This is a genomic window from Cryptosporangium aurantiacum (assembly GCF_900143005.1).
GTDB lineage: Bacteria > Actinomycetota > Actinomycetes > Mycobacteriales > Cryptosporangiaceae > Cryptosporangium > Cryptosporangium aurantiacum.
Genome location: NZ_FRCS01000030.1, coordinates 40,471 through 57,656, shown reverse-complemented (window position 1 = coordinate 57,656; position 17,186 = coordinate 40,471). Strand labels below are relative to the sequence as shown.

The 17,186-nt window shown below is 68.7% G+C and carries 15 protein-coding genes and 1 pseudogene; 10 read left to right on the top strand and 6 right to left on the bottom strand.

Annotated features, from left to right (window positions below; genetic code table 11):
• Positions 1-185 (top strand): annotated as a pseudogene (locus BUB75_RS46870) (methyl-accepting chemotaxis protein); the annotation flags it as partial.
• A 58-nt stretch (positions 186-243) separates the two neighbouring features.
• Here BUB75_RS46870 and BUB75_RS42470 read toward each other — a convergent pair.
• Positions 244-1,566 carry an ABC transporter substrate-binding protein gene (locus BUB75_RS42470; protein ID WP_084742478.1) on the bottom strand — a complete coding sequence of 441 codons (1,323 nt, stop codon included), beginning with the start codon at positions 1,564-1,566 and terminating at the stop codon, positions 244-246.
• A 156-nt stretch (positions 1,567-1,722) separates the two neighbouring features.
• Between BUB75_RS42470 and BUB75_RS42465 the strand changes: the two genes are divergently transcribed.
• Entirely contained in the window at positions 1,723-2,361 is a 639-nt protein-coding gene (locus BUB75_RS42465) for a GNAT family N-acetyltransferase (RefSeq protein ID WP_084742477.1), read from the top strand.
• 56 nt (positions 2,362-2,417) lie between these two features.
• Here BUB75_RS42465 and BUB75_RS42460 read toward each other — a convergent pair whose 3' ends face one another.
• The 4 genes from BUB75_RS42460 to BUB75_RS42445 all read right to left on the bottom strand — a co-directional run bounded on the left by BUB75_RS42460 (position 2,418) and on the right by BUB75_RS42445 (position 5,559).
• Positions 2,418-3,242, bottom strand: coding sequence for an SDR family NAD(P)-dependent oxidoreductase (locus BUB75_RS42460; protein WP_178380124.1), 825 nt, complete (start codon positions 3,240-3,242; stop codon positions 2,418-2,420).
• 93 nt (positions 3,243-3,335) lie between these two features.
• Positions 3,336-4,100 (bottom strand): hypothetical protein, encoded by a 765-nt coding sequence (locus BUB75_RS42455; protein WP_218618112.1) that lies wholly within the window; start codon positions 4,098-4,100, stop codon positions 3,336-3,338.
• Between the two features lie 235 nt (positions 4,101-4,335).
• Positions 4,336-4,764 (bottom strand): nuclear transport factor 2 family protein, encoded by a 429-nt coding sequence (locus BUB75_RS42450; protein WP_073266288.1) that lies wholly within the window; start codon positions 4,762-4,764, stop codon positions 4,336-4,338.
• Positions 4,765-4,950: 186 nt separating this feature from the next.
• A complete protein-coding gene (locus BUB75_RS42445; RefSeq protein WP_073266286.1) occupies positions 4,951-5,559 on the bottom strand; it encodes a TetR family transcriptional regulator in 609 nt (202 codons plus the stop codon).
• Between the two features lie 103 nt (positions 5,560-5,662).
• Between BUB75_RS42445 and BUB75_RS42440 the strand changes: the two genes are divergently transcribed.
• Positions 5,663-6,529, top strand: a complete 867-nt coding sequence (locus tag BUB75_RS42440) for a mycofactocin-coupled SDR family oxidoreductase (protein ID WP_073266284.1) — start codon at positions 5,663-5,665, stop codon at positions 6,527-6,529.
• 49 nt (positions 6,530-6,578) lie between these two features.
• Here the strand turns inward: BUB75_RS42440 and pafA are convergent, their stop codons facing one another.
• Complete coding sequence (pafA, locus tag BUB75_RS42435; protein ID WP_073266282.1) at positions 6,579-7,937, bottom strand: Pup--protein ligase; 1,359 nt, start codon at positions 7,935-7,937, stop codon at positions 6,579-6,581.
• A gap of 120 nt (positions 7,938-8,057) precedes the next feature.
• On the opposite strand from pafA, the gene BUB75_RS42430 reads away from it, so the two are divergent.
• The 7 genes from BUB75_RS42430 to BUB75_RS42400 all read left to right on the top strand — a co-directional run bounded on the left by BUB75_RS42430 (position 8,058) and on the right by BUB75_RS42400 (position 17,179).
• Positions 8,058-8,924 carry an SDR family oxidoreductase gene (locus BUB75_RS42430; RefSeq protein ID WP_073266280.1) on the top strand — a complete coding sequence of 289 codons (867 nt, stop codon included), beginning with the start codon at positions 8,058-8,060 and terminating at the stop codon, positions 8,922-8,924.
• Positions 8,925-9,021: 97 nt separating this feature from the next.
• Complete coding sequence (locus BUB75_RS42425; protein WP_073266278.1) at positions 9,022-9,651, top strand: TetR family transcriptional regulator; 630 nt, start codon at positions 9,022-9,024, stop codon at positions 9,649-9,651.
• Positions 9,652-9,856: 205 nt separating this feature from the next.
• The gene (gene eutB / locus BUB75_RS42420) at positions 9,857-11,245 is read left to right on the top strand and encodes an ethanolamine ammonia-lyase subunit EutB (protein ID WP_073266276.1); all 1,389 of its coding nucleotides are present in this window, start codon (positions 9,857-9,859) and stop codon (positions 11,243-11,245) included.
• Positions 11,245-12,075, top strand: coding sequence for an ethanolamine ammonia-lyase subunit EutC (locus BUB75_RS42415; protein WP_084742476.1), 831 nt, complete (start codon positions 11,245-11,247; stop codon positions 12,073-12,075). Before eutB ends, BUB75_RS42415 begins: the two co-directional genes overlap by 1 nt.
• A gap of 35 nt (positions 12,076-12,110) precedes the next feature.
• Entirely contained in the window at positions 12,111-13,508 is a 1,398-nt protein-coding gene (locus BUB75_RS42410) for an NtaA/DmoA family FMN-dependent monooxygenase (RefSeq protein ID WP_084742475.1), read from the top strand.
• Between the two features lie 16 nt (positions 13,509-13,524).
• Entirely contained in the window at positions 13,525-14,640 is a 1,116-nt protein-coding gene (locus BUB75_RS42405) for a substrate-binding domain-containing protein (protein WP_073266274.1), read from the top strand.
• Between the two features lie 19 nt (positions 14,641-14,659).
• Positions 14,660-17,179, top strand: a complete 2,520-nt coding sequence (locus BUB75_RS42400) for an ATP-binding cassette domain-containing protein (RefSeq protein WP_073266273.1) — start codon at positions 14,660-14,662, stop codon at positions 17,177-17,179.
• Positions 17,180-17,186: the final 7 nt, after the last annotated feature.

Here is a 17,186-nt window from a genome sequence, read left to right as displayed (position 1 = left end):
ACGAGATGAGCCGCAGCATCAGCGAAGCCTCCACCGGCGCCACCAGCATCGCCCACAACATCGCCGGCGTCGCCGCAGCAGCCCAAACCACCACCACGACCGTGCTGGACACCCAGCGCTCCGCAGAGGAGCTCGCACGCATGTCCGCCGACCTGCAAGCGATAGTCACCCGCTTCCGGATCTGAAAGCACACGGCGTGGTGCGGTGGGACCCCGAGGATCCCACCGCACCACGCGGTAACGATCAGCCGCGGAACGCCGCGGCGGCGTCGACGGTTTCGTACGGGCCCGCCTTGGTTCCGGAGTAGGTGGTGACGAAGTACTTCGAGTTACAGATCGTGGCCTTGATCGTCGGAACAGGGAACTGCGTGACGTCGCAGGAGAAGGTCTCCCCGTTGCCCATCGGAAGGGGCAGGTTCTTGGCCTTCTTGATGGCCGCGGTGACGGTCTCCGGCGTGACGTCGCCGCTGGTCGCGCTGTCGGCGTTCAGAGCGCGGACGAAGCCGAGCATCGATTGGTAACCGAGAGGCGTGATGCCGCCGGTTTCCTCCACGTCCGGGGCATACTGCTGCATGATGGCGCGGTAGAGCTGGGCTTCCTCGTGGTCGCCCACCGGGTCACCCGACATGAACAACACGGTCTTGTCGATTCCGGCCTCACCGACGGCGTCGACCACGGGCTGCGCGACACACGCGTTGTTGACCATCTTCGGCTGGGTCGCACCCAGGGTGGTCATCGCGCTGAACACAGCCTGGCACCCGGCCGCATCGGCGGCGATCACCAGGGCGTCGGGTTTCGACTGCGTCGCCGCGGTGACCTGAGGACCGGCGTCGGCCGTCCCGTGCGGCACCGGAACGAAGTCGAGCGTGACGCCCTGCCCCTTGAACAGGGGCTTCCCGATGCTGTTGAGCGTAGCGACGAGCTGGGGATTCTCGGTGCCCAGCATGGTGACGCGCTTCCAGCCCTTCTGCTTGGCGTAGACGGCTTGGCTCGCGAGCAGGCCAAGGAACCCCGACGAGAAGAAGGTGGCACCCGGGTAGGCGAACTCGGTGGGCGCCGACGGCGAGGCACTGATCCAGGGGATCTTCGCGCCCTGAATGACCGGGACGATCTGGTCGGCCGTGGCGGGCTGTCCCACCACCACCGCGGCCACTCGTGCCTGGACGAACTTGTTCGCGCACGCCGCTGCCGACGCGCCGTCGCCCTTGTCGCCGCACCTCACGATTTCGATCTTGTGGCCGCCGAGACCACCGAGATATTCGTTCGCGTAGTCGGCCGCCGCCCGCGCCCCGTCCCCGATCTCGGGGCTGTCGACCGCCGTGCCGCCCTCGATGTTGAACAGCCCGATCTTCACCGGCGCCCCGGTGGCCGGCTTCTTGTCCCCCAGAACGGACAGGTCCACCGCCTTCGACGTGCTCGACGAGGAGCCGTCCGAATCATTGTTCCCACTGCAGCCGGCCAATAAGGCTGCTCCGAGCCCGAGGACTGCAACTGCGGCAACGGCGGCTCGCCGTTGTCTCAACCTTTGTCTGCGTACCACTGAGGCTCCTTTGCCATCCAGGGACACCCGCTAGGCCGAGAGAATAGGATACTTAATCGCTGGTGTCGAGATGAACATCACAAGCCTTAGGCTGCGACTTCTACCGACCACCCGCGTGCACAAGCGTGAGCCCGCGGCCTATTCGGGCAGAATTGGTGCACTTATCTCCCACCGTCCACTGATATGTCTTCCGACCGTGGCGTCCGACGGGATGCGGGCTCTGGCGGGGTTCCCAAGCGGACGACTAGCGTCTCGGCCGTGGACGGGTCACGACGACTTCCCCCAGGCCGAGAAGCTCTGCGACTCAGCCTCAGGCCGACCGTCCTCGGCGACCTCCCCGCGGTAACGAGGATGGAGTCCATGCCGGACACCTCCAACTGGTTGGGCGGCACCGGGACGGATTGGCACACTCGCGCGCTCGCTGACCCGGATCAGGGCCACTTCGTGGGCCTTGTGGACGACGAAATCGTCGGCTTCGCCACACTCGCCGGTCTTGAGGGCTCAGGACCGATCGAACTACGGCGGATGGTGGTACGACCCGATCGCCGCGGCATGGGGCACGGGCGCGCCCTGCTCGAAGCGGCGGTAGCGAGCATTCGTGAGGTGACACCGACGCGACGGATCTGGCTCGACGTCAAACGGACGAACACCCGAGCCCGCGCCCTGTACGAGTCGGCAGGCTTCGTTCCTGCTGCAGGTGTCCCGCCCTTCGCCGATGCAGACTCGGTCGCCGAACTCGATCTCGTCGTGATGGTCAACGGTCCCGACGCCGATCCTCGAGGAGGACCCACGGGTCCCACCTCTCGCAAGCTCGACGCCTGACGACTCTGCTTCCGGAGGATCGTCCGGTCTCGCTCTCGTGACCGGCCACGGCCTGCTCAGATGGAGGCGAGTGCGCCGCCGTCCGCGGCGATGCCCTCGCCGGTGATGTACACGGCGTCGTCGGAAGCGAGGAACAACACAACCCCTGCCATCTCCGCCGGGGTGGCGATCCGGCGCAGACCCGAGGCGTCCTGCGCGGCTCGCGCGGTCGCCGCCGGGTCTCCCCCGGTGGCCTGCCGCAACAGTCGGGTGTCGACCGTGCCCGGGGCAAGCACGTTGATCCGGATTCCGGTCCGGTCCTCGCCCTGGACGATGGCGGCGCTGCGGGTCATCGCGAGGATCGCGCCCTTGGTGGCGCCGTAGACAGGGCTGAGTGCGCGGGCGGCGTAGGCGTGGAACGACGAGGTGTTCACGATGACGCCCGGGGCGCCTTGCTGGCGGCGGAACTGGCGAAGCTCGGCGCGCATCGCGTTGAACACCCCGCGCAGGTTGATGTCGATCAGTTCGTCGAACTCCGCGTCGGTCGTGTCCTGGACGGGTTTGCGGGCGCCCAGGACTCCCGCGTTGTTGAAGGCGATGTCGAGCCGGCCGTGCCGGGCGACGGCGGTGTCGACGAGGCGCTGCACCTGGTCGGGAAACCGGACGTCGGCCGGTACGAAGGTGGCGCTGCCCCCGGTGCCTCGGATCGCGGCCTGCACCTGACGGCCGAGCGCGGCACGTCGTCCGCAGAAAATCACGTGTGCACCTTCGCGAGCGAACGCCTCGGCGGTTGCCCGGCCGATGCCGGACGTGGCACCGGTGATGACGACGACTTTCCCCTCGAAGCGGCGATGACCGGCCGGGGTCGCGGCGGCGGTAGAGCCGGAAACCGCTGCGGTCAACGCGGTACCGCCAGCACCGGCAACGACGGTCCGGAGAACGTCGCGCCGACTGACACCAGTGACATGTTCCTGCACGGGATCCTCCCCCGATGATCAGGCGGGGCTCGCCGCCGTCGTTGTGGGCAGGGCGATCTGACCGGTGACGAAGCGGCTCCAGAGCCCGAAGCGCAGTGGAGTCCCCGGCTTCGCGGTGCTCTCGACGTAGCTGCGACCCCCGTACGACGCACCGAATGTCACCTGGAACCGGATCGTCGCCGCACGCTCGGCCGGCGGCAGCGGCGAGGGCAGCAACTCGTCGGACCCCCACCGATAGTGGTGACGGTAGGAGCCAGTGACCGGCTCGAACGTGTTGCGGAGCGCGATCCTGGCCGACGGCACCGTGATGAGGACGCCCCGCGAACCGTCGTCATAGCGGGTGTTGAAGACCGCGACCGCGACGGAGCGATCGGGGTAGGTCGCGGTTCCGTCACCAACCTGCGACCCGTCCGGACAGGCAACGGCTCCGCGCGCCAGAAACGCTTCCACCTCGCAGGTGGGGAACGCGGCGGGATGGAACCGGACGGACTTGTCGAACAAGAACACGAACTGCGTGGCCGCGGCCGGTTTGCCGCCTTCCGCGGCGCGGCTGGTGCGGTCAAAGCTGATGCGGACGCCGTGCCGCGTGGCGCCATCCGGCCGGACCGCCACGTCCAGTGCGTCGACGTTCGTCGGACCGGGCACGGTGGGCTCGACCGGTGGCGGCGGCCCACCGGGGGTCGGCACCGGCGGCGGCGTTCCGGTACTAGCCGCCCCGGCCGCGGCCGGGGCGGCTAGTAGCGCGGTCAACGTAGCGCTGAGAACTGTCAGAGTGGCACGCACGGTGGCCTCCTCGGATCTGATCGGTCTGGCAGGGATGTTTCGCCACGCCCGCCGGAGCAACCAGACCGCTCTCCACCCTGGGGTAGGCAGCCCCTGGTTAGCTCGCGGCCGTTCGGATCACGATCGAGGAGCAGGACCGTCGCGCCGAGCACGGCGCCTACCTGTGCTCACGGCGCGCGGCTGCGCCCGCAGCGGGCTCACCGCACGGTGGCGACGCCGGCCTGACCCGGCGGCTTCAGGATGTGGTGAGCCGCTCGTCGAGGTTGTCGCCGACCTCGTAGAGCTCGACGTCGAGGCGCCGGATCTTCCACGCCCCGTCCTGGCGGACGAGTTGGGCGTCGTACCGCCCCGCGCCGCCGACCTGCGGGGCGACGCCCCTTGCCGCGTCCCAGACGATCCCGGTGAGGTAGCACCGTAAACGCGCGGTGTCGCCGGTGACGTCCACGACGTGATTCGAGGTCGTGTGTCGCATCGAGCCGGGGGTCATCTCGTGAACCGCTTTGCAGAAGGTCCGCAGGCCCTGGTGGCCCTCGAAGGTCCCCATCGGCTCGCAGTACCAGACGGCGTCCTCGGTGAACACCGCGACCAGATCGTCGGCATCGCCGCGGTCCAGCGCGTCGCAGTACCTACTGTGCGTCTCGACCACGTCAAATTTGTCACTCATCGGAACCGCTCCGTCCCACTGGAAACAACCTGTCGGCTCAAACCCGTCGTGCGCAACCTAGGCCGACCGCGAGCGCGAGCACCAGGGATTGAGGGGACTCTTTCATTCTCAAGCCACAACCATCGCTGCAACGATCAGCGCTAAGCGCGCAGGACGCAGGCATAGGCCGCAGAAGAGAGACCTCAACTACTCCCCCGTCGGCGACGCGACGTCGAAGATCGGAACGAGTTCCTCGAAGCCCTGTGCGATGAGGCGCGGAAACTCGGCCGGATCGTCGTCGGGTTGCCAGACGTAGAACGCGGAGAGCATCACCGCCTCGGCGGATCGAGCCAGCAGCTCGGCCCGTAGCGCGTCGCCCGGCAACTGGCGGCGGGCCCAGTCGGCGAGCGCCGCACCGACGTGGCTCTGCGCGACCCGGTGGTACTGCTCGAGTTCCGGCGACTCTCCGACCAGCCGACGGCGGACCGCGAGCACGTCCTCATGCCCGCCCGCGAACACCGTGCAGATCGATCGGAGCGCCGGCCAGAGTGGCCGGGCGCCCTCGGCTTCGCGCAGCAGCGTCGCCAGCCACTCGTGGTCCTCCGCGGGGGCGTCGAACAGCGCTGCAGCCTTCGTCGGGAACATATTGAAGAACGTTCGCCGCGAGAGTCCGGCCGTTGCTGCGATCTCGTCCACGGTGACCGCCGCGAAGCCGCGGTCGCCCACCAGCCGGATGGCCGCTCTCTGGGTCGCGCGCCAGTTCTGCCGCCGCCGACGTGTGCGTCCGTCCGTCGGTGCGAGCTCCTGGTCGACCACTCGTCCAATCTAGGACAGCGCTTGAAGTTGCACTGAGTGCATATAGTCTGGCGGTCGGACGCCGGTTACCGGCGCCGCACAAACGCACGAGGAGAACTCGAAGATGGCAGGACGAGTACAGGGCAAGGTCGCCTTCGTCACCGGGGCGGCGCGCGGACAGGGCCGCAGTCACGCCCTTCGCCTGGCCGCGGAAGGCGCGGACATCATCGCCATCGATATCTGCGAGGACATCGAGACGAACCACTATCCGCTGGCCACCACGGCAGACCTGGAGGAGACCGCCCGGCTGGTCGAGAAACTCGACCGCCGTGTGGTCATCGTCAAGGCTGACGTACGCGAACGGTCCCAGGTCTTCGACGCCGTCCGCCGCGGCGTCGCCGAGCTCGGGCGCCTCGACATCGTCGTCGCCAACGCCGGCATCTGCCCGCTGGGCGGCGACGTTCCGCCGCAGGGATTCCTCGACGCGGTCAGCGTCGATCTGATCGGCGTCATCAACGCGGTCGAGGCGGCCTTTCCGCACCTGACCGCAGGGGCGTCGATCATCTGCACAGGCTCCGTCGCGGGTCTCGCGCCAGGTGGGACCGACAACCCCGAGAACGGTCCCGGCGGCGCCGGTTACTCGCACGCGAAGCGTGGGGTCGCTCGCTTCGTGCACGACGCGGCCCTGCAGTTCGCGCCGCACTCGATCCGCGTCAACGCGGTCCATCCCACGAACGTGGACACCGACATGCTGCAGAGCGCGCCGATGTACAAGATCTTCCGCCCCGACCTGGAGAACCCCACCCGGGAGGACGCCGAGCTGGCGTTTCCTGCGATGCAGCCGATGCCGATTCCCTACGTCGAACCCGGCGACATCAGCAACGCAGTGCTCTTCCTGGCCTCCGACGAGTCACGGTACGTCACCGGACTCCAGCTGAAGGTCGACGCCGGCGCGCTGCTCGCCGGGACCAACTCCGGCGCCCCGGCCTGATCCGGGACAAGCTCCGCCGCCGCTTGGTCGAGGGGCGGCGGGGCTCCCGTCACATGCTCTCGATGAGGCGGTCCACCCGCTCGTCGTAGGCCTGGAATGGGTCCTTGCACAGCACGGTGCGCTGCGCCTGGTCGTTGAGCTTGAGGTGGACCCAGTCGACGGTGAAGTCGCGGCGCTTCTCCTGAGCACGCCGGATGAACTCGCCGCGCAACCGCGCCCGGGTGGTCTGCGGCGGCCTATCCTTCGCCTCGAAAATCCTCAGATCACTGGTGACACGATCGACCTGCTTGCGCTTCTCCAGCAGCGTGTGCAGACCGCGGCCACGCCGGATGTCGTGATAGGCCAGGTCGAGCTGGGCGATCCGCGGGTGCGACAGCGCTAGGCCGTGCTTGGCCCGGTAGCGCTCGATCAGCGTGTACTTCGACACCCAATCGATCTCCCGGGACAACGAGCCGGGATCGCCGCTCTCGATCGCGCTGAGCACGCGGCCCCAGAGTTCGATGACCCGCTTGGCGGCCTGGTCGCCTCCCTTGTGCTCGACGAATTCGGTCGCCCTGGCGAGGTACTCGTGCTGGATGTCGAGCGCGCTGAGCTCCCGGCCGTCGGACAGCCGGACCTTGCGTCGTCCGGTGATGTCGTGGCTGATCTCGCGAATAGCCCGGATCGGGTTCTCCAGCGTGAGGTCCTTCATCGTGATCCCGGCCTCGATCATCCGCAGCACGAGGTCCGCGCTGCCGACCTTGAGCAGCGTGGTGACCTCGTTCATGTTCGAGTCGCCGACGATCACGTGCAGACGCCGGAAGCGTTCGGCGTCGGCGTGCGGCTCGTCGCGGGTGTTGATGATCGGCCGGCTGCGCGTGGTGGCACTCGAGACACCTTCCCAGATGTGCTCGGCGCGCTGCGACAGGCAGAACACGGCCCCGCGCGGCGTCTGCAGTACCTTCCCGGCGCCGCAGATCAGCTGACGGGTCACCAAGAAGGGAACCATCACCTCGGCGAGCCGCCCGAACTCCCCGCGCCGCAACACCGAGTAGTTCTCGTGGCAGCCGTAGGAGTTGCCCGCCGAATCGGTGTTGTTCTTGAACAGGAAGATGTCACCCGCAATGCCCTCGTCGCGCAGGCGCTTCTCGGCGTCGACGGCCAGGCCTTCGAGGATGCGCTCGCCCGCACGGTCGTGGGTGACGAGGTCGACGAGGGAGTCGCACTCGGGTGTCGCGTACTCGGGGTGTGAGCCGACGTCGAGGTAGAGACGGGATCCGTTGCGGAGGAAGACGTTGCTGCTGCGTCCCCAGGACACCACCCGGCGGAACAGGTACCGCGCGACCTCGTCCGGCGAGAGACGCCGCTGGCCCCGGTAGGTGCACGTGACTCCGTACTCGGTCTCGAGACCGAGAATGCGCCGCTCCATGCCGGGCTCCCTTCTGTCGGGATTGCCACCCGTAGCCAATTGTACCGGGGAGCAGGTTTGCCACCCGGTAGCGCTTTCGGCGTAGGGTGCGCGCTGACCTCACTGACTCAAGGGAGATTCATGTTCGAGAACCAGGTCGCCCTCGTCACCGGTGCTGCCAGCGGGATCGGCAAGGCGTTGTCGGAGCGGCTGGCTACCCGCGGTGCGCGGGTAGCAGTCGTGGATCTGCGTCTGGATGCCGCGCAGGCGGTTGCCGAGGCGATCGGCGGGGGCGCGCGGGGCTACGCGTGTGACGTCGCGGACCACGCGCGAATGCAGGACCTCGCCGCCGAGGTACGGGCCGACCTCGGCGTTCCCACGCTCGTTTTCGCCAACGCCGGCGTCGCGACCGGCGGGACGATCGTGGACACCGACCCCAAAGAGTTCCAATGGATGTTCGACGTGAACGTGGGCGGGGTGTTCAACACGATCCAGGCCTTCGTACCGGGTCAGGTGACCGCGGCGGAGGCCGGCGGGCGCGCCCACTTCGTGATCACCGGGTCGGAGAACTCGGTGGGCGTCCCTCCGACGGGGCCGACGAGCATCTACACCGCCACCAAGCACGCGCTGCTGGGCCTGGCCGACACGTTGCGTCGTGACGTCAAGCAGAGTGGTGTGGGAGTGACGCTGTTCTGCCCCAGCGTCGTGAACACCCGACTCTGGGACTCGGCCAGTAACCGCCAGGACGTCTACGGCGGGAGCGCCCAGCTGCCGGCGGAGGTCGGGAAGCAGATCGCGCAGGCGATGGAGCTGGCCGGGCTCCCGCCCGAGCTGACCGCGCAGCTGACGCTGGAGGGCGTCGAGCGTGGGGACTTCCTCGTGATCACCGACGCGCGCATCCGCGCGTTCGCCGAGCCGCGTCTCGACGAGATCCGTGCCGCGCTGGACCTGGTCGACGAACGTCTGGCCGAGCTCGGAGTCACCACCCCGCCGATCATCGGCGCGTAGCGGGCCCAGCGAGGCCCCAGACGCGATCTGCCTATTTGGCACTGACTGACAGCTTCGGTGATGATCGCAGAATCGTCGAAGCTGGAAGAGGGTTCAGATGACAGAGGCGTCCAAGCCAGCCGGCCTCCGGGAGCGTCAGCGACAAGCGATCCGGGCGGACACCCGGACCGCCGCGCTCGAGCTGTTCGAGAAACGCGGCTTCGACGACGTCTCGGTCGCGGAGATCGCGGCGGAAGCCGGCATCTCGGAACGGACGTTCTTCCGCCACTTCCCGACTAAGGAGGACGTCGTCCTCACGCTCCTCGAGAGCTACGGGCCCGACATCCTGTCCCGCCTGGAGACCGAGTCGCTCGACAAACCGTGGCTCGAGGTCCTCGGTGACACCTACATCGGCATGGCCGGCGTCGAGGTCACGATGGAGGGCGAGTTCGCCACCGAACTCGACCGCGCGATCGTGCAGGTCTTCCGGCTCGCACAGCGGTCGACCCGGCTCCAGGCGGGCATCGACGCGCGCATGCGGGTGTGGCAGGACGACATCGCTCAGATCGTCGCCCGCCGGCTCGGGGTGGACATCGACGCCGATCCCCGTCCGCGCATCTGGGGGGCGGTCACGATCGCGGTAGTGACGACGAACTCCGCTCGCCGTGCCGCGCTGCACGGCTCCGTGATCGGCGCGCCGGCCGAGGGCTGGCAGGCGCTCACCGATCTGTTGCAGCCACCGCCATAAGCACATCTCTGTCGAGCGACGCGAGGGGTGCCCCATTCGGGGCGCCCCTCGCCGCGTTACACAGGCTTAACTCCAGCGTGCTTGTGCCAGTCTGACAGTTAAAGCTAAAAAGTCAGCACCTGCCTTTGTGGCAGTGGCTGTCACAAAGGAGTGCCGCCGTTTCGTCCGGAAGACGGAGGACTCCGATGTGTCAGCAGGTGGACGCGTGAATCGCACCGCGACCGTCAGGGGCGAGCGATTCGGGTTCGGCTCCCTCGCCGAGATCCTCGCGAAGGCCAACGAGCCCAAGTCCGGGGACGTGCTCGCCGGTGTCGCCGCGCGGAGCGAGGCCGAGCGGATGGCCGCCAAATTCGCCCTCGCCGACCTGCGTCTCGCCGAGATCGTCGACGAACCGCTGGTCGACGACGAGGTGACCGCCGCGATTCTGTCGGGCCTGGACCGGGATCGGTTCGACTCCGCTCTGGGCAGCCTGACCGTCGGGGAGTTCCGCGAGTTCGTGCTGGCGCCGGGCTTCGCGGCCCACTGGCCCGGCCTGCGTGACCTCGTCATCCCGGAGATCGCCGCGGCGACGGCGAAGCTGATGAGCAACCTCGACCTCATCCGGGCGACCGCCCCGCTGCGCGTCGAGACCACCTGCCGCACCACGGTCGGCCAGCCCGGCGTCCTCGCGGCGCGCCTGCAGCCCAACCATCCGACCGACGACCTGGCCGGCATCGCGTACTCGATCCTCGACGGCCTCGCTTACGGGTGTGGTGATGCGCTGATCGGCGTCAATCCCGCGATCGAGTCGGTCGACACGGTGGCCGCGATCCTGGGAATGCTCGAGGCGGTCGTCGACGAACTCGCCGTTCCGACCCAGGCGTGCGTGCTGGCTCACGTCACCACCCAGCTGGCGGCCCTCGAGCGCGGAGCCACCGTCGACCTGCTGTTCCAGTCGGTGGCCGGAACCGAGACCGCGAACCGCGCGTTCGGCATCGACCTGGCGCTGCTCGGAGAGGCCGCCGAGGCGGTGCGCTCACAACACGCGTCGAACCCCGCACGGTACGCGGGCCGGCAGGCCATGTACTTCGAGACCGGTCAGGGCTCGGCGCTGTCGTCCGACGCCCACCACGGCATCGACCAGCTGACCTGCGAGGCGCGCGCCCAGGCCGTCGCCCGCCTGTTCGACCCGTTCCTGGTCAACTCGGTGGTCGGGTTCATCGGGCCGGAGTACCTCGCCGATTCCGACCAGATCACCCGGGCCGGACTGGAGGACCACTTCGTCGGCAAGCTCATGGGGCTCCCGATGGGCTGCGACGTCTGTTTCACCAACCACGTCGAGGCCGACCACAACAGCAACGACAACCTGCTCGTGCTGCTCGGGGCGGCCGGGGCCAACTTCGTGATGGGCGTCCCGGCCGGCGATGACATCATGCTCGGCTACCAATCGACCAGCTATCACGACGTCGCGACGGCGCGGACGATCCTCGGCCGGTCGGCCGCTCCCGAGTTCGACGCCTGGCACCGGCGGATGTCCGGCGCGCGCGGCCGGGACCTGCCGGCCGACCTGCCGGCCGACCTGGGCGGCCGGCTCACCATTCTGGCGGGTGCCTGATGGCTCCCGTCCCGGCCGAGCGAGAGACGGCCCCGCCGGCGGTGCCCGCCGCACCCGCACCCGCCACACCGGACAGCGCGCGGCTCGCGTCGCTCCGGCAGCACGCGCGCACGGCGACGCCGGCCCGGCTCTTCCTCGGCGGACCCGGAACGTCCTATCCCACCGACGCCCTGCTCCGGCTCCGGCTCGATCACGCGCTGGCCAAGGACGCCTTGCGTGCCGAGGTCGGACCGGAACACCCGGCGCTGCGTGGCATCGCAGCGGCCCACGGTCTGATCACGGTCTCGAGCCGCGCCACCTCGCACCGCGAATACCTGCTCCGCCCCGACCTGGGACGCCGCCTCGACGACGCCGGGGCGGCCACCGTCGCCCGCGACGCCGGCCAGGACACGGACCTGCAACTGATCCTCGGCGATGGTTTGTCCCCGGAGGCCCTGACCGAGCACGGCCCGGCCGTCTTCGCCGGTCTGCACGCGGCGGCCACCGCACGGGGCTGGTCGCTCGGCACACCGATCTACGTGCACCGGGCACGAGTGGGCGTCCTGAACGACATCGGAGAGCTCACCGGCTGCCGGGTCGCGGTCCTGCTCATCGGCGAGCGCCCAGGGCTTCAGACCCCGCGCAGTCTCTCCGCGTACATGGGCTTCCGGCCCCGCCACCGGCATACCAACGCAGAACGCAACCTGATCTGCAACATCCAGCCCGACGGGGTCCGCGTCGACGCCGCCGTCGCCCGCATCGCCGGCCTGCTCGACGACCTGGTCGCCGCCGGCTCCAGCGGAGTGGCGATCAAGGAAAGCGTCACTCCCCCGGCACTGTCGGCTCCCTGAATCACCTCTCCCCGCCCGAAAAGAAAAGAGCATCGATGACCGACGCTTCCGGCAAGCGGCAGATTCATTTCAGTTTGCTGTCGATGCCGACGCTCGCCCACAACGACTACGGCATCTGGCGTCACCCGGAGAGCCAGAAACTCCGGTTCGACGACCCGGCGTTCTGGGCCGAAATCGCTCGGCTCTGCGAAGAATCAAAAATGGACGCACTGTTCCTGGCCGACGGGCTGGGCATCACCGACTCCTTCGGCGGCTCGTTCGACGTCTCGCTGCGCGAGGGAATGCACGTCCCGGTGATCGACCCGGGCCTGGTTGCCGCGTCCGTGGCGAGCGTGACCGCGCACCTCGGGCTGGCGGTGACCGCGGCCAGCACGTTCGACCCGCCGTTCTCCCACGCCCGCCGGATGGCCACCCTGGACCACCTCACCAAGGGTCGCGCCGGATGGAACGTCGTGACCGGCTTCATCAAGAACGCCGAGGACAACTACGGCGTGCCGCCCGCCTCGTCGAGCGCGGAGCGCTACGACACCACCGAAGAGTTCATGGACGTCGCCTACAAGCTGTGGGAAGGCTCGTGGGAGGACGACGCCGTCGTCGCCGACCGGGAGTCCGGGGTCTACATCGACCCGGACAAGGTCCACCGGATCGACCACGTGGGCGAGCACTACCGCTCCTCCGGCCCCGCGCTGTGGCACCCCAGCCCGCAACGCACCCCGGTCATCTTCCAGGCGGGCATGTCCGAGCGCGGCCGTCTCTTCGCGGCCAAGCACGCCGAGGTCGTCTTCACGGCCAGCGGCTCGGAACCGGACACCTACAAAGCGCTCATCGCCGACCTGCGCGCCAAGGCCGCGTCGTTCGGCCGCCGACGCGAGGACATGAAGCTGCTCAGCGTCGCCGCGATCGTCACCGGCGAGGACGACGAAGCCGCCCGGGCCAAGCTGGCCACCTACGAGAAGTGGACGCGTCCCGAGGGCTACCTCGCGCACGTCAACGCGCTCAACGGCTTCAACCCGCTGGTCCACGACCGCAGCGAGACGCTGATCGACGCGCTGCGCACCGACGGATTCAAGCGCGACGACTTCTCGGCCTACATCCCGAGCCCGGACATCACCGTCGGCGACTACATGGACATCTTCAAGGCCGTCGGCAACATGCCGGGCACGTTCGTCGGCAGTCCGGTCAAGGTCGCCGACCAGCTCGAGGAATACCTGGCCGAATACGACCTCGACGGTTTCCTGCTGCGTTCTTTCCTGTACCCGAACAGCCTCCGCGATTTCCGCGACTACATCGTTCCCGAATTGCAGCGACGCGGCGTCTACCGCACCGAGTACGAGGGCACCACGCTCCGCGAAAACGTGTTCGGCGTCGGACAGAAGCGCATTTCCGAGCGGCACCACGCATCCTCCTTCCGCCTCGCTCCGATTTCCGCCTGAACCCCCGAGGAACCCCATGAGAACTTCGCTCAAGATCGGCACGGTCGCCGCGATGGCGGCCCTGCTCGCGGCGTGCACCGCGCCGCCGTCGTCCGACTCGAACTCCGCCGACTCGCCCTCGGCCGCGGCAGCCGACGTCACCACCTGGGACCCGGCGGCCTGGGACACCGCCAAGGTCTGCGGTGACAAGCCGATCAAGATCGGCGTCGAGGACGGCCAAAACAACACGTGGCGCACGACCGCGCTCGAAGTCCTGAAGACGCAGATCGCCAAGTGCCCGAACATCGATCCGAACGTCGTTTACGCCTCGGCGAACGGCAACCCGCAGCAGGTCGCGACCGACATCAACAGCATGGTGTCCAAAGGCGTCAACGTCCTGATCGTCCTGCCGGACTTCGGCGACTCCGAGCTGCCCGCCCTGCGTGCGGCCACCAAGGCCGGCGTCACCGTCATTCCGTACTACGGCTCGATCGGCGGCACGCCCGGCACGGACTACACGGCGAGCGTCTACCTGAACACGTACGGCATCGGCGAGAAGATCGCCGAGTGGTTCGACAAGAACGTGGACAGCGGCAACGTGGCGGTCGTCGGTGACGTCCCGACCTCGACCTCGGCCAAGGACCTGTACGACGGCGTCAAGGCCGGACTGAAGGACAGCACGAAGCTCAAGCTGGTCGGGGATTCGTTCCTGGTGGGCAACTACGACCCGCAGACGATCGCGAAGGTGACCACCGGCGCGATCCAGAAGTACGGCAACATCACTGCGATCGCGACCGCCGGGTGCGGCTCGCTCTACGTCAAGCCGTTCCAGGACGCGGGGGTCAAGGAACCCGCCGTGGGTTGCTCCGCCGGGATCAACCAGACGTACTGCGACTACAACAAGATGCCCGCCGCGCAGCAGTACCCGTTCGCGACCTGGGAGTCCACGACGCAGGTCATCGGCGCCGCGCTGCGCCGGGGGCTGGCCTCCTACAACAAGATCAGCTGGGACGAGCCCACCGCGATCGTGCCGCCGCAGGCCGTCGACACGGTCGGGGGCCAGCCGGCGCTGAAGTGTGACCCGTCGCTGCCGGCCGACGCCGACCTCACCAGCGGTCTGACCTCCGCTCAGCTCACCCAAGCCCTGAAGTGACCCGGGAGGGCGTGGATCAATGACCGAGACGACACAGCAACGGGTCAGCGCTGACCGCACGACGACCACCGCGCGCCTGCGGCTGGAGGGCGTGAGCAAGGCCTTCGGGGCGGTGCAGGCGCTTTCTGAGGTGACCCTGGAGGTGCCGGCCGGCCAGATCCACGGCCTCATCGGCGAGAACGGGGCCGGGAAATCGACCCTGATGGCCATCGCGTCGGGCGCGCTCGTGCCCGACGCCGGTCAGGCCGTCGTCGACGGGCACGACGTGCGCGGCGACGCCACCGCCGCGCGGGCGGCCGGCCTCGCCATCGTGCGCCAGCACCCGGCCCTGCTCGGCGAACTCACCGTCGCCGACAACATCCTGCTCGCGGTGCCGGCGGGCATGCGCCCGCCGGTCAAGGACGTGGTCGCCTGGGCACGTACCTGCCTCGACGCCTGGGACGACCGCCCGGACATCGACCCGCGCATGCGGGCCGACCACCTCAACCCCGAGCAGCAGTTCATCGTCGAACTCGCTCGCGCGCTCTGCCAGAGCCCCGCGGTGCTCCTCCTCGACGAACCGTCCGAGCACCTCAAGGCCGCGGACGTCGAACGGCTCTTCCGGGTCGTGCGGGAGCTGGCGGCCACCGGTTCCGCCGTCGTGTACATCTCCCACCGCGTCAAAGAGGTCCGGGAGATCTCCGATCGCGTCACGGTGCTGCGCAACGGGGTGAACCGCGGGACCCGCGAAACCGCGGATCTCGACGAGGCGCAGATCATCGAGCTGATCATCGGCCGGTCGCTGGACGCCCAGTACCCGGTCAAGGAGGCGGTGACGGAGCGCTTCCGGGGCGAACCGGCGGTGTTGGAGGCCTACGGACTGCAGGGCGACGGTTTCCGCGGCGCCGATCTCGTCATCGATTCCGGCGAGGTCGTCGGCCTCGCCGGGATCGACGGCAACGGTCAGGCGCAGTTCGCCCGGGCGATCGCCGGCCTGCAGAAGTACACCGGCCAGTTGAAGCTCGGCGGCTATCCGGCGCGGATCTCCAACCCGGTCGCCGGTGTGAAGGCCGGAGTCGCCTACGTCCCCGCCGATCGTCACCGCGAGGGCGTCTTCCCCGATCTGTCCGTCCGCGAGAACGCGATGATCCGGGGTATCCGGTCGGTGGCCCGGTTCGGCTTCGTCTCACCGCGCCTCGAACGACGAGACGGCGCGGAGATCCTCCGGCGGTACTCGGTGAAGACGGCCTCCCCGGACGCCCCGATCGGTTCGCTCTCCGGCGGGAACCAGCAGAAGGTCGTCATGGGCGGAGCGCTAGCCGGTTCCCCGCGTCTCCTCGTTCTCGACCAGCCCACCCAGGGGGTCGACGTCGGGGCGAAGACTGAGATCTACACGCACATCCGCGACGTCGCAGCGACCGGTGCGGGCGTGCTGATGCTCTCGTCGGACAACGGCGAGCTCGCCGGGGTCTGCGACCGGGTGGTCGTCATGTCCCGTGGGCAGATCGTCGCCGAGCTCGCCGGCAACGATCTGTCCGAGGCAGCCATCACGAACGCGGTACTCCGCGCGTCGTCGACGCACGACCACCGGGCCGTCGCCCCGTCCCGGTGGAAATCGCTGCTCGGCCACGACGTCGTGCCGGTGCCCGTGCTGCTCGTGCTGACCCTCCTGCTGGCGATCGCAGCCCAGATCAGCGACGACACCTACCTCACCACCCGCAACATCAGCCTCGTCCTGGGCCTCGGCGCCATCCTCGCGGTGGCGGCCTCCGCGCAGGCGTTGGTCCTGATGCAGGGCGGCTTCGATCTGTCCATCGGACCGCTGATGTCCATCGTCCCGGTGATCGCGTCCTACTACCTGATCGGCGCGGGCGCCGGCTACGACGTCCAGGGCTGGCTCTTCGTCGTGCTCGCCGCGGTGCTCGTCGGGGTGAGCAACTGGGGGCTCGGCGCCCTCCTCAAGATCCCCCCGATGATGGCCAGCTTCGGCATGTGGACGGTGCTCGCCGCGGTCGCGCTGATACTGCGTCCCCAGGCCGGAGGGCTGATCGCCCCGTCCCTCCTCAACCAGATCACTCGATCGTTCGGCCCGATTCCGCTCGCCCTCATCGTGGCCGTGGTCGTCGCGGCCGCGCTCGAACTCTGGCGGACACACACGGTGTCCGGCAAGGCCGTACAAGCGGTCGGAAGCTCCCGCGACGCCTCCCACGCGATGGGAATCAGCGCCACTAGGGTGGCTTTCATCGCTTACGTCGGCTCTGCTGCGCTGGCCGCCCTCGCCGGTGTTCTGTTGATCGGCCAGACCGGTACCGGCGATCCGACCGCCGGTGAGAGCTATGTGCTCACCAGCGTCGCCGCCGCGGTGGTCGGCGGGGTCGCTCTCACCGGCGGCCGGGGCAGCTTCTGGGGCGTGCTGTGCGCGGCCGTCCTCCTCGTCCAGATCCAGACGGCGACGCCGTACCTCGGTCTGAGCGCGGGTTGGCAGCAGATCCTCGTGGCCCTCGTGACCATCGTCGCGGTCTGCATCTACTCCCTCGCCCGGCGCAGGCCGGCCCGGTAGACCGCCG

Coding starts and splice junctions, on each gene's coding strand:
- BUB75_RS42425 (WP_073266278.1), top strand. CDS start 9,022: ATGACAGAGGCGTCCAAGCCAGCCGGCCTCCGGGAGCGTCAGCGACAA.
- pafA (WP_073266282.1), bottom strand. CDS start 7,937: ATGGAGCGGCGCATTCTCGGTCTCGAGACCGAGTACGGAGTCACGTGC.
- BUB75_RS42410 (WP_084742475.1), top strand. CDS start 12,111: ATGACCGACGCTTCCGGCAAGCGGCAGATTCATTTCAGTTTGCTGTCG.
- BUB75_RS42440 (WP_073266284.1), top strand. CDS start 5,663: ATGGCAGGACGAGTACAGGGCAAGGTCGCCTTCGTCACCGGGGCGGCG.
- BUB75_RS42450 (WP_073266288.1), bottom strand. CDS start 4,764: ATGAGTGACAAATTTGACGTGGTCGAGACGCACAGTAGGTACTGCGAC.
- BUB75_RS42465 (WP_084742477.1), top strand. CDS start 1,723: ATGTCTTCCGACCGTGGCGTCCGACGGGATGCGGGCTCTGGCGGGGTT.
- BUB75_RS42415 (WP_084742476.1), top strand. CDS start 11,245: ATGGCTCCCGTCCCGGCCGAGCGAGAGACGGCCCCGCCGGCGGTGCCC.
- BUB75_RS42430 (WP_073266280.1), top strand. CDS start 8,058: ATGTTCGAGAACCAGGTCGCCCTCGTCACCGGTGCTGCCAGCGGGATC.
- BUB75_RS42400 (WP_073266273.1), top strand. CDS start 14,660: ATGACCGAGACGACACAGCAACGGGTCAGCGCTGACCGCACGACGACC.
- BUB75_RS42405 (WP_073266274.1), top strand. CDS start 13,525: ATGAGAACTTCGCTCAAGATCGGCACGGTCGCCGCGATGGCGGCCCTG.